Origin of the sequence: Corallincola platygyrae (assembly GCF_039544265.1) — a bacterium.
Lineage (GTDB): Bacteria > Pseudomonadota > Gammaproteobacteria > Enterobacterales > Neiellaceae > Corallincola > Corallincola platygyrae.
The window spans coordinates 179456-194938 of sequence record NZ_BAABLI010000004.1 but is presented as its reverse complement, the minus strand read 5'-3'; the positions used below and the strand labels follow the sequence as shown (position 1 = coordinate 194938).

At 49.7% G+C, this 15483-nt stretch carries 12 protein-coding genes; 1 reads left to right on the top strand and 11 read right to left on the bottom strand.

All coding sequences use genetic code 11. The features are described from left to right. Positions 1-98 precede the first annotated feature (98 nt). Positions 99-854, bottom strand: coding sequence for a hypothetical protein (locus tag ABEA14_RS01575; protein ID WP_345338051.1), 756 nt, complete (start codon positions 852-854; stop codon positions 99-101). 828 nt (positions 855-1682) lie between these two features. Then, entirely contained in the window at positions 1683-2795 is a 1113-nt protein-coding gene (locus ABEA14_RS01570) for a Fic family protein (RefSeq protein WP_425557239.1), read from the bottom strand. A 677-nt stretch (positions 2796-3472) separates the two neighbouring features. Between ABEA14_RS01570 and ABEA14_RS01565 the strand changes: the two genes are divergently transcribed. Beyond that, complete coding sequence (locus ABEA14_RS01565) at positions 3473-3898, top strand: hypothetical protein (RefSeq protein ID WP_345338049.1); 426 nt, start codon at positions 3473-3475, stop codon at positions 3896-3898. Positions 3899-3968: 70 nt separating this feature from the next. On the opposite strand, the gene ABEA14_RS01560 is transcribed toward ABEA14_RS01565, so the two are convergent. The 9 genes from ABEA14_RS01560 to ABEA14_RS01520 all read right to left on the bottom strand — a co-directional run bounded on the left by ABEA14_RS01560 (position 3969) and on the right by ABEA14_RS01520 (position 15219). Beyond that, entirely contained in the window at positions 3969-4205 is a 237-nt protein-coding gene (locus ABEA14_RS01560) for a hypothetical protein (protein WP_345338048.1), read from the bottom strand. A 19-nt stretch (positions 4206-4224) separates the two neighbouring features. Continuing rightward, a complete protein-coding gene (locus ABEA14_RS01555; protein WP_345338047.1) occupies positions 4225-4767 on the bottom strand; it encodes a hypothetical protein in 543 nt (180 codons plus the stop codon). A 278-nt stretch (positions 4768-5045) separates the two neighbouring features. Beyond that, on the bottom strand, positions 5046-5750 hold the full coding sequence (deoD, locus tag ABEA14_RS01550; RefSeq protein WP_345338046.1) for a purine-nucleoside phosphorylase: 705 nt from the start codon (positions 5748-5750) through the stop codon (positions 5046-5048). A 117-nt stretch (positions 5751-5867) separates the two neighbouring features. Next, a complete protein-coding gene (locus ABEA14_RS01545) occupies positions 5868-7103 on the bottom strand; it encodes a phosphopentomutase (protein ID WP_345338044.1) in 1236 nt (411 codons plus the stop codon). Positions 7104-7114: 11 nt separating this feature from the next. Beyond that, the gene (gene deoC / locus ABEA14_RS01540; protein WP_345338043.1) at positions 7115-7909 is read right to left on the bottom strand and encodes a deoxyribose-phosphate aldolase; all 795 of its coding nucleotides are present in this window, start codon (positions 7907-7909) and stop codon (positions 7115-7117) included. Between the two features lie 349 nt (positions 7910-8258). Next, a complete protein-coding gene (locus ABEA14_RS01535) occupies positions 8259-9497 on the bottom strand; it encodes a NupC/NupG family nucleoside CNT transporter (RefSeq protein WP_345338042.1) in 1239 nt (412 codons plus the stop codon). Positions 9498-9620: 123 nt separating this feature from the next. Next, positions 9621-11918, bottom strand: coding sequence for a TonB-dependent receptor (locus ABEA14_RS01530; protein WP_377776172.1), 2298 nt, complete (start codon positions 11916-11918; stop codon positions 9621-9623). A gap of 378 nt (positions 11919-12296) precedes the next feature. After that, complete coding sequence (locus ABEA14_RS01525; RefSeq protein WP_345338041.1) at positions 12297-14510, bottom strand: 2Fe-2S iron-sulfur cluster-binding protein; 2214 nt, start codon at positions 14508-14510, stop codon at positions 12297-12299. Positions 14511-14592: 82 nt separating this feature from the next. After that, positions 14593-15219 carry a glutathione S-transferase family protein gene (locus ABEA14_RS01520; protein ID WP_345338040.1) on the bottom strand — a complete coding sequence of 209 codons (627 nt, stop codon included), beginning with the start codon at positions 15217-15219 and terminating at the stop codon, positions 14593-14595. Between the last annotated feature and the right edge of the window lie 264 nt (positions 15220-15483).

Here is a 15483-nt window from a genome sequence, read left to right as displayed (position 1 = left end):
ATTTGAACACACTAATCTAAAGAGCCAGAAAATAGACTCAATCCTAGGCCTTTAATATCTCGTTCAGTTGTCTAATGGAAGGGCTCTAGAGATCTTCTTCAAGTAAAGTCCAACACACCAACATCCGTCTTTCCGGAGGCCCGACATATATGCATTATCTGATATATATCGGCCCAAGATGATGGAGCGCAAGTCAGGCATCCTTCCGATTCTCGACCGGGATGTATGTATCTGTCACCCGTATTCCCAATACGAAACCAGACGGTTCCAAATGCACCATATCTGGCCCCCAAATAATGAGGGTAATCAGGAAGTTCGATCGCATGCTTGCCTTTTGGAATTGGGTTTGCAGAGTCGGTTTTGACCAAAAAAGGACCCGCCTTCTTACTTGTGCCATTGGTCTTATACGAAAGGTGCAACTCCCTATCATAAGATATGCCGTCGACAGTAACTGCGCCAGCCTGGTTTTTTACAACTTTGGCTTGCAAGGAATTTCCACGGCTATAACTCACATCGAGATAACCTGCGATAACATCGAATTTCTTTCCTGATAGAGTTCCTTCTAGGATTACACCATAATCGCGTCCACCACTAGTCGCGCCAAGAGTAACTTGCAAACCACTTGGCAAGGAAGTCCGCACCCCATTGATTAACACTGTCACCCAGCCTTCACTGGTGGACTTTATATATCGAGTGGCTGTCGCGTCATAAGAAGATATTTCATCAATGGACTCTCTTTTATAATCACTCGCCTGATAAAATTTGTAAAAAGTAAGTTTTTCAATTTCCTCCTCAATCCGTGCCAGTCTGTCACTTATATCGCATTGACGAGCAATTTTGTTATGCTTTTCCATAGAGGACCTCCATATCAATTTTCAAGAGGGCCGCGAGGCTCTCACGTTTGGTCTAAGAAATTTCAGTTGATTTGGTCAGAGCAACTGATTGTGCGAATAAATAATAGCACCTAGACTAGCAATGGGTCTGAGAGACACAACATTGAACACTGAAGTACTAGTCAAGCTTAGCTCCAAAATAAAATGAACATGCACAAACTTTTTATTATTGTTCCTTAAAACTATTTTCCAACGTCAGTCTTTAGCAACACAAGAAGCAACACGCGAACGATTTCTAAGGAATTAATCCATGGTATTTCAAATATCTACGAGTCCGGTTCAAATCCCCCCGGCTCCACCAATAACAAACCCTGTGCCATTAGGCATGGGGTTTTTTATTGGTTGCAGTTTGGAGGTTGAAACCCCGTAGGGGGTTCAACCGAACCACGAAGTGGTGAGATAACGTCGGAGCCTGCGACGACGGCCCGCAGGGGAGCGGCAACGCCGCGAATCAATCCCCCCGGCTCCACCAAACAAAAAAGGGCCACCCGCAAGGGTGGCCTTTTTGTTTGTGTGGTATTCGGCGGGTGCAGAGCCCTCGAAGGGGTTCACAAAACGTCAGGAACGTTTTGTACCGCAAAGCGCCCGCAGGGTCAGGGCCATGAATGGCCCTGAGTACAATCCCTCCAAAACACCTTTTTGAGCTGGGTCTATAAGGGGATTCAACCTAGCCACGAAGTGGTGAGATAACGTTGGAGCACGCGACGACTATTTTTATACCTCTACCCGCAGATCACTGCTGTAGGGAGTAAAGTCCTCAGCCTCGTTCAAAAGAGAACTGCCCCCCCACTAGTCACTCAGCTTAATTTGATATCGGGTACTACGGCCGCCGCCGGCCATCTTCTCAATCGCGCCTTTATCCAGCAACTCGGTCAGATGCCGCGTTGCTGTCGCTTTACTGACCTTCGCCACTTTTTGATACTGGCTGGCATTAATACCATTTTCAAAGCCTTTTTCGCCGCCATCCAATAACCGGTTTAACACCTTTGCTTGCGCAGGATGGAACCCAGACTCTCTGAACTTTTGCCAGAAGCGAGTCTTTGCAATGGTTCGTTCAATCGCCAGCAACGAGGAATCTAAGGCATCGTTCAGCGTATCCAAAAACCACTCAAGCCAGGCTGTTATATCCAGAGTTCCTTTTTGAGTCTGCTCCAAAATACGGTAGTAGCCAGAACGATCATTTAAAATCGCCACAGACATTGCATACAGACGAATGCTTTGACTATCCGCTTGCGCCAATGCCATATCGGTTAATGCCCGCGTAATACGCCCGTTGCCATCATCGAACGGATGCAAGGTCACAAACCAGAGGTGACAAAGTGCCGAGCGTAACAAAGGATCAAGCAACTCATCATCACGGCTTTGGTTGAACCACTCGACAAAATTCTGAAGTTGTCCCTCTAACCCTTGCCGAGGCGGCGCCTCAAAGTGTACGACGGGACTATCTAACCGACCAGACACCACCTGCATTGGCTCGGGGCCACGCAATTGCCCTACTCTGATAGGCTGCATTGATAATTCATTGGCTGGAAACAACCAACTGTGCCACTGAAACAAACGTGCCGTCGACAGTGGCTGTTTAAGATTGTCCAAAGCATCCAACATCATCGCCGCAACACCCTCAGATCTATAAGATGTCGGGTAAGGTGCCTCTTCTAATATCCCCATCCGACGGGCTAACGAAGAACGAACAGATTGAACATTTAGTTGCTCGTTCTCGATCGCCGAAGAAGCAAGTATGTTTGACAGCAATATGTTTAGCGTATGTTCAGACGAATTTGCTTCAACAGAAGTTTTGCCCAGCAAGATCCCCTGTTTACGGTAGACAGCCCTGACCTTTGGCAAGATAGATTCCGCTTGCCAGGAGAACTTAGGCCAAGCATCCGCTTGCCATATCCACATCTGCGCCATTCGAGCCTCAGGGTAAAAAGCTTGTTAAGACTTGAGCCGATTAGACCACCCATTCGACTCACCAAGTGAGCCGATAATAACTCCTAATCGGCTCATTTCGCAAATCGCACAGACATCGAAGAGTAAATGAGATTGGCACTGAAGAGAAAAGCCCTTACGATCAAGAAAGAATTTGAGATGCTCTAAATCTCAACAAAACACACCATCATCAAGGAAGATAAATGGGACTCGTCATTTTACCGCTACTCATGCTCTGGCTAACTGCGACAGGGTATTCAATTTACCTCTGGTACACAGCCGTTTACTCAGGGCATTCTGTCCTCTATGCGTTACTAGCATTTGTCGTTGGTGTGGGATTGGCTATGGGCTATGGGCTATGGGCTATGCATGGCTGGGGCTACAAAGCTTTAAGTCAAAAGAGTCGATTTGGGTATTTGAGATCGTATTTTTCTTTATGTGGAACAAGTACAGCGCTGTAGCTCTCGCACTTGCTGCCAGTTATCCGTTGTGGAAACACACGAAGTTCTCAATCCCACATGCAGGGGCGCTTTGCTTCCTCATTGTATTTTCATTAGCCATGGGCACTTTGATAGGAAGCTTTAAATCAGAGAGCTTTGTTGAAAAACATAAGATCCAGGTAACACATTAAGAGGCAGGAGCAAATCATTATGCAACTGCCGAGTGCTCTGCTGATTCTATCTACCCTGCTTCTTACCTCATGTAGTGAGGTCGAGCCAGCTGAATACACATATGTTCTACCATATTCAGCTTTTGGTCCTCCAAGTATGAGCGGCTCTTTGCTTGGAGTTGAGTGGTACCAATGGCAACCTCATGGAGACTCAAGACCAAAACAATATCCAGTCAAAGTTGTTGTTTATCGGGAGCTTGCGAAGTCTGAGGTTGAGAAAGCATTTCCCGTAAATCCCGCCGAAGAACTCGACTATCGCTATGTGAGTTATTCAGCGGCTATTAGCTACCTTGATAAGAACATCAAAGATGTGGAAGCTATGGAGCAAGAAGGATTTCCAATGGGACGACTCGCAGAAGAACTAAATACTACGAAAGCGCTAATTCAAAGTAACTTAAGCCGGTAGGTGTCACGTAATAGGAAAGGCCACCTGCAAGGGTGGCCTTTTTGTTTGCACGCTATTCTGTAAGTGCTGTTTATTTCTCTACCTTTAAATGCGCCCGCTTATGCGCTTTGTCGATAGCTACATCTTCCGCAACAGATTTTTCCGGCGTGAGTTTTTCGCCTTTAGTTGGCCCTGCAATATAACCATCTTCTTCAAAGCCTTCTGGCTTTTCAGCATTGAAGAGTTGGTCCGCAAACGGTTTAACCTTCTCTAGTAGCCATTCCCTAAATTCGGGCGTTCCCGGCTCGGGTCTAGTTTCTTCATTCATTGTGTTTGTCCAACTTCAACTACAGGTTTAACCATAAATGAGTAGGCACGTTGCTGGCTTTACCACGATACAAAGTGAAACCAAAGCCTTGATAAAACCTAACCAAATCCTCATTCAATGGGCGCATGATTCGAAGTTGATTTGCCCCAATCGATTCAGCATATGTAAGAAAAGCAGTGATTGAGATACTCGTCACCTCTCCCTTCAACAAATTGTGCAAAGGCGAGCGCTCAATGACATCTAACCGCATTTTATCACCTGAGAAGGTGGGTTTACCTATGCTAAGGCCGCAAAGCTGTCCGGTACTCCAAATCGCTAGGTCAAACTGCTTTGGATGCCTGAACTTATAACCACTAACACCTTCTTCCCACGACCATTCAGCATCTGGGCTTCTGTTTGAATGCATCTCCCAAGTTCCAGCAATGGCCCTTTCTTGAGCATCAATGCCTTTCAGACTGACATGCTCTTGAAGTTGAGGGGACAGTGCTTGCATGGCAACCGCACGAGCATCTTCCCTGAACTGATCATAAGAGTTTGTAACCGCGCGATGAGATTCTCGCATGACTAACATCCTTGTTATTGAGTGAGTGAAAAGGCTTTATAGCATTTTGTAGAACGAAGTAAACAGATAGAGTTAGCTATCTATACCTATATTTTTTCTAATAAATTCAATGCTAAATGAAAATGTTTCACAGTTTTTGGCTCAGTATGCAACGTCGAAACAAAGCCTGAACCTTGTATAACCAAGTACAAAAAAGCCACCCAAATGGGTGGCTTTCTCACTCTCGTGATGCTCATTTGCCGGAGCATCTGCATCTGCACCCTCGCCTGCCTTAGCTATTACAGCAGCGACTCCAGCGTAATCTCCATCATATCGCGGAAGCTGGTTTGACGTTCGTCAGACGAGGTGGCCTCACCAGTACGGATATGGTCTGAGATAGTCAGTACCGCCAGCGCATTTGCGCCGAATTCGGCAGCGACGCCGTAAAGACCTGCGGCTTCCATCTCAACGGCCAGTACGCCCATTTTTTCCATCACGTCGAACATCTCAACGTCTGGGGTGTAGAACAGGTCGGCAGAGAAGCAGTTACCGATCTTCACGGGGTACTTCAGTTTTTCAGCTGAGTCGACGACTTGGCGCAGCAGCTTGTAGCTGGAAATCGCGGCAAAGTCGTAGCCTTTGAAGCGAGTGCGGTTTACGCCTGAGTCGGTACAGGCGCCCATAGCGACTACCACATCACGTACTTTTACGTCGGTACTGATAGCGCCTGCGCTACCCACGCGGATCAGGTTTTTTACGCCGTATTCGGTGATCAGCTCTTTGGCATAGATAGAGCAAGAGGGAATGCCCATACCTGAGCCCATCACAGAAACCGGCTTGCCTTTATAAGTGCCGGTGTAACCAAACATATTACGTACGTCGGTCACCAAACGTGCGTCTTCCAAGAACGTTTCGGCGATAAATTTAGCGCGCAGTGGGTCACCAGGGAACAGGACCGTTTCTGCGAAATCTCCAGGTTTGGCGTTGATGTGTGGCGTTGCCATCTCTTCTTCCTCTTTAATACTTTTGTCAGCCGTTTGGGGCTGTTTTTTAATCTTGTTCGTTGTTGGTTCCAGCTAGCTTTAAGTCGTATTTGTTCCAGGCCAAATTAACGAGCTACTCTAGTTGCTAACTGGCGATAGAAAACTGGTGCCGTATTCCATCGGTGGCAGGCCGAAAAAGCTGGCCAGAGACTGGCCCATATCGGCGAATGTTTCCCGTTGGCCAAGTGCGCCTGCTTTGATGTTTTTGCCATACACCAGCACGGGTACATGTTCACGGGTATGGTCTGTCCCCTGCCATGTGGGATCGCAACCATGGTCGGCAGTAATCAGCAGCACGTCGTCTTCGCCCAACTTGTCCAGCAGTTGCGGTAACAGTTGGTCGAACTGTTCAAGCGCATCGGCATACCCACGTACGTTGCGGCGGTGGCCGAAACTGGAGTCAAAATCAACAAAGTTGCTGAACACCAGTGAGCGATCTTTTGCGCCTTGCAGTGCCTGCAGCGTGGCATTAAACAAGCCATCAATGCCTGAGGCTTTGATCTTCTGAGTCACGCCCTGATGGGCAAAGATATCGGAGATCTTACCCACGGAGATCACTTCACCGCCGTCCTGGCTAAGTTTGTCCAGCAAGGTCGGTGAAGGTGGTAGCACTGAATAATCTCGGCGATTGGCGGTGCGCTCAAATGTTTCGGGGTTGTCGCCCACAAACGGACGGGCGATCACGCGGCCGATATTGTATTCATCGAGCAGCTCACGGGCGATTTCACACAGTTCGTAAAGGCGTTCCAGGCCAAAGGTATCTTCGTGACAGGCGATCTGAAATACGCTGTCGGCGGAGGTATAAACAATCGGCTTGCCGGTACGCATATGCTCTTCGCCTAGCTGATCGAGGATCACTGTGCCTGAGCTATGGCAGTCGCCCAAAATACCGGGAATGCCTGCGAGCTCGATAAAGGCATCGATTAATGCCTTCGGGAAGCTGTTTTGCTTGTTTTTGAAATAGCCCCACTCAAACAATACGGGCACGCCCGCCATCTCCCAATGGCCACTGGGGGTGTCTTTGCCGGAAGAAAGCTCTTTGGCATAACCGTAAGCAGCGATAGGCTCTATGGCTTGCTCTTCCCCAGCCGGGAGAACACCCGCCGCGAAAGCGCCGGTGCTATCACGGTGGGCATGGTACAACCCCATTTTGGCCAGGTTCGGTAATGCGATCGGGCCACGGCCCAATTCGCCACTCGCACACTGCTCAGCGATATGACCGAAGGTGTCTGAGCCTTCGTCACCAAAGTCTGCTGCGTCTGGCGTAGCGCCGATGCCAAAAGAATCCAGTACCAGGATAACCGCACGTTTCATCTGGCGACTCCTTAGTAACTAGCTGGGTTTGAGTTAGCCTTTGAGTTTGCGGCTCCATCAGCCGCCAGGCCCAGCGTATCGAGCAGGTTACCCAACAAGCTAGAGGCACCAAAGCGGAAGTTCTGTTTGTTGACCCAGTCAGCGCCCATGATCTCAGATGCCACGGCGATAAACGCTCGGGCGTCTTCCGCAGTACGTACGCCACCTGCTGGTTTGAACTTCACAGGTTTGCCTGAGGCTTTAATCGCTTCGAGCATGATGCGGCAAGATTCCAGCGTGGCGTTTACCGGCACTTTGCCGGTAGAGGTTTTGATAAAGTCTGCGCCGGCTTCAATGGCGATATGGCTGGCCTTGCTGATCAGCGCTTCGGTTTTAAGCTCACCGGTTTCGATAATGACTTTTAAATGCGCCTTGTCTGCGCACGCCGCTTTGCACCGACTGACCAGCTCCGCTCCAACGGCTTCATTACCGGCGATAAGTGCGCGATATGGAAACACCACGTCTACTTCGTCAGCACCCAGTGCCACGGCGTGTTCTGTTTCAGCAACTGCGGCGTCTACGTCGTCATTGCCGTGGGGGAAGTTGGTTACTGTGGCAATCTTAATATCAGGTGTGCCCTGCTCTGCTAATGCCTGTTTGGCAGCAGGAATAAACTGCTTATAGATACACACGGCGGCGGTGTTACCCGCAGGACTTTTTGCCTGATGACACAGAGCCACAACTTTGGCGTCGGTATCGTCGTCGTTCAGTGTGGTCAGGTCCATCATCGAGATGGCATGTCGTGCAGTTTGCTGCAGATCAGTCATGAGTTATCTCTCAACAAAAACAAGGCGTGTCGCCCTGAGTTAAAAATATAGATGAAACACGTGTAACAACCGATCTATCCGACAATCTATCCCGTCATCGGAAAAATCTGGTTAACGTGGCGGACTTGGTTCCGTGAAGAGACAAGAGATAGCGCCGCCCCACTGTCGCTGAAAAACGACGAAGGCAGGCTATAGTGGGTGATAAGAATAGCCACGAAATATGCAGCTATTTCCGGTAGCACCCCAACAAACATCCATGTAACCGCGTCTGCATGCGTGCAGAGCGGGCAATTTTAATCTCACTATTGCCCGCCTGCAATGTCATGCTAACAAGAGTTTACTTAAGTGTTTACAGTGCCAAAAACAGGCCGGCAAATGCCGCGCTCATCAGGTTAGACAGTGATCCAGCTAATACCGCCAACAGCCCCATACGCGCAATGTCATGACGGCGTGTGGGCGCCATGGCACCGAGGCCACCAATCAAAATGGCAATGGATGACAGGTTGGCAAAACCACATAGCGCAAAGGTAATGATCGCCTGACTTTGTGCCGACAACTGTTCGCGCACATTGATGAAGTCGATGTAGGCGACAAACTCGTTAGCGATCAGCTTTTGGCCAATAAAGGAACCGGCCATAAAGGACTCTTCCCATGGGATGCCGATCAAAAATGCCAGCGGGGCAAAAACGTAGCCCAATATAGACTGCATAGTCAGGTCAGGCGCGCCGAAATAACCACCAACAAAGCCGAACAGAGTGTTAATAAGCGCGATCAAGGCGATGAAGGCCATCAGCATGGCACCCACATTGAGTGCCAGCTGCATGCCTGAAGACGCCCCCGCTGCGGCGGCGTCAATCACGTTAACGTGTTCTTTGCTTTCTGATTCTGTCACGTCCATTGAATCTGCTGGCGTTGAGGTTTCCGGCATAATGATTTTGGCCATCAGCAGTCCACCCGGTGCAGCCATAAAGCTGGCGGCGATCAGGTATTTCAGCTCGACACCTAAACTGGCGTAACCACCCAACACCGTGCCCGCCACTGAGGCCAGGCCGCCCACCATAATGGCGAACAGTTCAGATTGAGTCATAGTCGGAATAAAGGGTTTTACCACAAGCGGCGCTTCCGCCTGGCCAACAAAGATATTGGCGGTAGCTGACATGGATTCGGGACGACTGGTTTTCAGCACTTTCTGCAGGCCGCCGCCGATAATGCGGATCACCCACTGCATAATGCCGAGGTAATAGAGTACGGCGATCAGTGACGAGAAGAATACGATGATGGGCAGTACGCGAATGGCGAAGATAAAGCCCGCGCCACCAAATACCTCGTACATTTTGTCACTGACCAGGCCACCAAACATAAACGTGATACCGGCCTGTGCGCTGTCGATAACCGCCTGTACGCCGCTGCTAATGGCTTCGAGAACCGTTTGACCGAACGGTACATAAAGCACAAACGCACCCAAACTTGCCTGAATAGCAAACGCTCCGCCTACCGTTCGCCAGTTGATTGCCCGGCGGTTGGTAGAGAACAGGTAGGCGATGCCCAGCAGACAGAGGATCCCAACTAAACTGATGAAGACGCTCATAACGCTATGATTTCCTGCGTGTTCCCCCATTAGGCAGAACACAAAAATATGTATCTATTAAAACGACTAAACTCCAGGACCACGTTAGCAGCCCTGGAGTTCGTGCGTGAACAAGGTTAGCGCTTAGAAGAAGCTAACTTTGATCTCACCGCCGAAGAAACGCTCTTCGTTAACGATGGCGGCGTTGTTAGTGAAGTCAACCGCGCCAATCGCTTGCTGTTCGTCAGTCAGGTTACGAACGAACAAAGCAACTTCATAGGCGTTAGTGTCGGTTTCCCACATATAACCAGTTCTTACACCACCTTCGAGCAGAGACTCACCAGTAAACTCGGTTGACTCATACAGGAAGAAATTGATTTCGTCACGGTATGACCAATCAGTGAATACGTAGAACTCACCATCACCCAGGTCCTGAGACCAACGAGCAGTAAAGGTGTGGATCCACTCCGGCGCGTGAGGCAGGCTGTTACCGTCGATCATGGCACGGCCATCAACCACCGGGTCAGTTACTTCGCAGTTAGCACACAATGGTACAGACAAGCTGCCATCTTTAATTTCAGTGTGGTTGTAGCTTGAGCTGAAGGTAACAAACAGGTTGTCAGTGACGATGAACTCAGCGTCTAGTTCGAAGCCATAGCCTTCAGTTTCGTCAGCGTTCAACAGGCGTGCAGTGTTGCTGTCACCACCGACAGAGGTCAGCTGCTGGTCATCCATGGTGAAGTAGAAAACAGCAGCGTTTACACGACCACGGCCATCCAATACATCGCTCTTCACACCCAGCTCTGCAGACAGAATGGTTTCTGAATCGGCAACGGAGATACCATCGTCGAATGCGAACAGGTTACGGCCCTGTACACTTGGCGCACGGAAACCATCAGCGATACGACCGTAGAAGTTCATATCGTCGTTGTACTGGTAAGTCGCGCTCAGGTCCCAGCTCACGTGGGTATCGCTTGGGTTAACTTCACCAGTCACAGAATCAGGCGCACCGAACTGAGACAGTGGGCTCATGAAACGCTCATTACGGTACTCTTTGTCGTCATCAGAGTAGCGCATACCGGCAGTCACCTGCAGACGGTCGGTCACGTCAAAATCAACTGAGCCGAAAACCGCCCAAGCCGTGGTTTCCTGCCACTGCTTAACGTGACCAGTCACATCACCGTTAGAGAAAATTGGATCGTAAGCGAAGCTTTCGATAGTCAGGTCTTCGTCGAAATAGAAAACACCCACTTGATAGTTGATGTTGCCATCGAAGTTACTGGCCAGACGAATTTCCTGAGTGAACTGCTCGTGGTCTGGGATACCGTCTGAGGTTTCTGAATCGAATGCGATTGAACCTGGGCCAGTGGGTACGCCACAGCAATCAGCGGCCCAGTTAGCACCGTAACCGCCGTCAACATCGGCACGTGAGAACAGTTCAGCTTTTTCTACGCCACTGATAGAAGTCAGCGTGTAGTCGCCCAGTTCCCACTCCAGCTTCAGGCTGTAACCTTCAGTCTCAACCTGCTGGTCTGCACGGCTGGCAGAATCGTGGAATACAGTGTCACGACCATCCCAGCCTTCACCGCCAAGATCGTTACTGCCTTTCTTGATGCCGTTACCGTAGAAAGTGACCGGCTTACCGTCGAGGTCGCGCATGTGGTAGTTGAGCAAGGCATTGAAGTCATCGCCTTCCCACAACAGCTGCAGACGCATCGCTTTGTCGGTGTAACCGCCAAGTACTTCATCTTGCTCGAAGCCAGGCGCGCGGTTGTCGATGTAGTCATCACGGTTCTGATGCAGAACAGAGATACGAGCAGACAGCTCATCTGTCAGGCCGCCACCAAGTGCAGCGCGGATGTCGCTGGTGTTGTGGCTACCGTATGAGGCTGATGCAAAGGCGTCGAAATCCTGAGATGGCTTCACTGATTCGAACTTCACCAGACCCGCAGGCGTATTACGGCCGAACAGAGTGCCCTGAGGACCACGCAGCGTTTCGATACGTTGTACGTCGAATACAGGGAAGCCTTTGAGGATTGGGTTTTCCTGAACGATATCGTCAACCACCAGAGATACTGGCTGAGAAGCGTTCAAATCGAAGTCAGAGTTACCCAGGCCACGCATATAGAAACGTGGGAAAGTACGACCGAATGAAGATTCGATAGTCAAACTTGGTGTACGGGCATTCATGAAACGAATATCCATTGCACCCGAGTTCAAAGCATCAAGGGTTTCACCCTGCAGCGCACTGATCGCTACTGGTACTTCCTGAGCATTTTCAACACGCTTACGTGCAGTCACTTGAATGACTTCAAGCTTGCTCTCTTCAACCTGCTCTTGATCCTGCTCTTCAGCACTTACCTGAAACGCAAGCGATGACATGGATGTAGCAACCGCCAGCTGCACAGCAAAGGCAACCGCACTCTTCTTAATTTGTAACACGAGATAATCTCTCCGAAGGACGTAGTTTAATCAGGGCGCCGATCTTTCGCCGGATAACCCAAAAGTTAGCTAAGGCAGCGTGACTGCACTGCTCCCACTTCGATTGGTCTATACAGGGGGTGAACCAATCGACTAACTCCAATAACAAACAATAAAAAGCTGACCCATTTTTGGATCAGCCTTATGTTGCATAAGTGTGAACACCTTTAGAGCGAATATACTATTTTGTTAACTTTAGTAACAGCACTTACTAATTTTTGAGCGGTTTTTTACTGTTAACTTTATGTGACAGTCATCACTATTGATTGGCCTGTTTTGGTGCAGAAGCTCCTATTTCGTCACAAAACTATTGGCCTCGTTTCGGATAGCTCTTGGCCTTTACAGGAGTTCAATCGCTAATGTTGGCATCTCGTCAGGGCTTTCTGCTGCCGCAGGTTTGGCACAACACAGCAGCACCTCATTGTTTTCATGAGCTGCGCCGGGCTGCGTCTCGTAGATCACCTCTCCTCCAACTAATTGGGCGCGACAGGCACCACATTGACCGTTACGACAACTGAACGCTGGTGTTAAACCATGAGCCTCGGCAAACTCCAGAAGTGTTCCCTGCTCGGGTGTCCAAGCTTGTTCAACACCCGTACCAGTAAATTCAACGATCGCTTCTCTCGCTAGTTCGGCTTGCTCGGGCTGAGAGAGGTGGTTTCCCGTGTCACCGGCTGATGAAGTTGCCGCTACCTGCCGTTTGATAGAAGACGGACCAAACGCTTCCGCTTTGATACTGTCATCTGCCACACCCAACTCGAGCAGCAACTCGTAAGTGGTTTGCATGTAACCAGTGGGCCCGCACAGATAAAACCGGTAGTCATCCAGCGGCAATACAGCCTCGAGAAAGGCTTTGTCGATATGCCCCTGGTACTGAAAATCACTTTTTGCATCAAAACCAAGCTGCGCCTCTGCCTCTGGCTGGCTTAAAACCCAGAACACCCGGATCATGCCGCCAGAGTGCTCTGCCAGTGTCATCAGCTCTTGGTAGAACGCTCGTTGCCGCAGATTTCGGACACTACAGATCACCGTTAAAGGCCGCATTTGGCGATTTCTGAAGCCTTGGTTAAACCAGTGTCGAGCCATCGACAAAATAGGTGTGATGCCGATGCCGGCGCTTAGCAATACCGCAGGGCGAGAGTCCTGGTAATCAAGGTAGAATTGCCCTCGTGGCAGTTTGACTGACAGCACCGCCCCTGACTGCAACTGGTGTAGTGCAGCGGACATCTGCCCTGGCAGGCCATCGTCTCGGATCTCTCGTTTCACACTGATACGTATGAGTGGATCTTCAGGGGCACTTGAGACCGTGTAAGTGCGAATGACCGGCAGCTCGTCAATCACCTGCTTGACAGTAATATGCTGCCCCGGCAAAAACGTTGGCTGTATCCCCTCGGGTGGCATCAGGTAAAGCGAACGTATCTGCGGTGACTCTTCAATAACTTTTGCAATGGTGAATGAATGCCATTTGTTTGCCTGCTGGCTCGCATTCAGACTCGCTGTTGCCTGTGACCAACTGCCGGTGAGCTGACTATTAGGCGATGCAATAGGCTTTCCCCAGCGAAATGGCAACACAGATCTTAACCAGATCCCCCGCTTGGTTTTAAATTGCCAGAAGCGATCGGCATGGCTGAAGTGTTTTGCCTGCAAAGGCAGCTTAGGGTCATCTGTGTTCCATATGATTTCGGTATCACCCGTCAGCATCAGCAGATCACCTCGCTCAAAATCAACAAACAGCAGCCCGGCGCTGGGGTTCTCAATCAGATTGCCAAAGGTATTAAAGTGGTTGTTACCCGAGAAGTCAGGGATAGTCAGAGTGCCATCATCTGCAACATGAACAAACCCTGGCTGACCGCCCCGATGAGACACATCGGCACCTTGTGCAGCTTGGTGTTGGGGCTGCAGTTCAGCACTATTTGGCCTGTCATTGATGCCAGCTGTCGCGCTGGCAACAAAAAAGGTATCAGCCCTGCTAATCAGCTCTCGGGCAGCAACGTCAAGCTCACTAATAGATGAAACCTCTGGCGCATTGCGACTATTTTCAGGCAGCCAGAGCAGCTCTCGCGACTGGATATATTGCGGACAGTTACCAAAGGTCTGGTCTACTTCCAATTGCCAGCCATTAGTATCTTGTTGATGCAGATGCGCGGATAAACGGTTACGACGCCGGGTTGGCAATTCGATGCCCAGCAAACCAACGGCCAGCGGCTTATTCGCTGACTGCATCAAGCTATGTCGAAGTGGATCCCCTTCTACGGGAAGCGAGCTTAACGCCAGCGACTTTGATGAAGACGCCTCGATAAAACCTGGCTCACCAAACACCATGGATGCCCAAACATCACCCTGTAGATCCTGATGTCCGGCCAGGACAAAGGGAAGCTGTTGATAAAACGCTCGGTGCTGATCGGGCATATGGTCCCTGATCACTCGTTTGCCAAAGCGTTCCATCTGTTCACGCACACCTAGTTTAGATTGGATCCACTGCTCACCGCGATGAAAGGGGGAATCGAGCTGAGTCTGATAATCATCAATAGAAGACACTTTCGAAACAGTCATGGGATTCACTCCAGCAGCCACTATTTTCGGTTGCTAAAAGCACCGGGCATCGACAGTCCGGTGCTTTATGGTCAGTAGAAGATCAGGCAGCAGCTAAACCAACCGCTGTCGCTTGCATGGGAACAAAACCTGACAGTTGCTCAATTCGCTTCAACCAGGCTCGCACGTGAGGGTACGCAGAGAGTGAAACATCACCTTCCGGTGCATGAGCAATGTAGGTGTAGTTAGCCACATCCGCTATCGTTGCATGGCTACCTACCAGCCAATTGCGCCCACTCAGATGAGTCTCTAGTACCGCAAGCAATTGATGGGATATCGTTTTGGCGCGCTCATGATCCAACGCAGCACCAAACACATTTACTAGCCGAGCGGCAGCCGGTCCAGAAGCAGCCTGACCTGATGCGACAGAAAGAAAGCGTTGAATTTCTGCGGCCTCTGAAGGCGACTCAGGATACCAGCGCCCTGAGTCATCATAGGTTTTTGCCAGATACACCAAAATCGCATTGGAATCGGCGATCACACTACCGCCATCAATTAGCACCGGCACCTGGCCAAAGCTATTTTTTGCCAAAAAGGCTTCCGACTTATGCTCGCCATTAGCCAGGTCAACATCTACCAATGCCGTGTTAAGCCCCAGCAAAGAAAGAAACAGTTCAGCACGATGGGCATGGCCAGAAAGTGGGTGTCTATAAAGTGTCAGTGCAGTCATCTTGGTGTCCTCGTTTGTTGTGAAAGGGGGGAACGAGGCCAAGTATGGTTACCAACATGGCATTGATAAATACGTCTACAATTGAATTTAAGTCAACATTTTGTTGACAGTGAAAAGGTAGCTCAAAACTAAGATTAAGTTTATGTGAACCCCATCATCCATCCAGCTCAGAAGGCTATCTAATTGCTTTATCCGAGTGAATAAATCACTCACAATACGAGCACGAACTGAACAGCCTAGCGTTTTCACACCACAAACAATCAC

Coding starts and splice junctions, on each gene's coding strand:
- ABEA14_RS01575 (WP_345338051.1), bottom strand. CDS start 854: ATGGAAAAGCATAACAAAATTGCTCGTCAATGCGATATAAGTGACAGA.
- ABEA14_RS01570 (WP_425557239.1), bottom strand. CDS start 2,795: ATGTGGATATGGCAAGCGGATGCTTGGCCTAAGTTCTCCTGGCAAGCG.
- ABEA14_RS01565 (WP_345338049.1), top strand. CDS start 3,473: ATGCAACTGCCGAGTGCTCTGCTGATTCTATCTACCCTGCTTCTTACC.
- ABEA14_RS01560 (WP_345338048.1), bottom strand. CDS start 4,205: ATGAATGAAGAAACTAGACCCGAGCCGGGAACGCCCGAATTTAGGGAA.
- ABEA14_RS01555 (WP_345338047.1), bottom strand. CDS start 4,767: ATGCGAGAATCTCATCGCGCGGTTACAAACTCTTATGATCAGTTCAGG.
- deoD (WP_345338046.1), bottom strand. CDS start 5,750: ATGGCAACGCCACACATCAACGCCAAACCTGGAGATTTCGCAGAAACG.
- ABEA14_RS01545 (WP_345338044.1), bottom strand. CDS start 7,103: ATGAAACGTGCGGTTATCCTGGTACTGGATTCTTTTGGCATCGGCGCT.
- deoC (WP_345338043.1), bottom strand. CDS start 7,909: ATGACTGATCTGCAGCAAACTGCACGACATGCCATCTCGATGATGGAC.
- ABEA14_RS01535 (WP_345338042.1), bottom strand. CDS start 9,497: ATGAGCGTCTTCATCAGTTTAGTTGGGATCCTCTGTCTGCTGGGCATC.
- ABEA14_RS01525 (WP_345338041.1), bottom strand. CDS start 14,510: ATGACTGTTTCGAAAGTGTCTTCTATTGATGATTATCAGACTCAGCTC.
- ABEA14_RS01520 (WP_345338040.1), bottom strand. CDS start 15,219: ATGACTGCACTGACACTTTATAGACACCCACTTTCTGGCCATGCCCAT.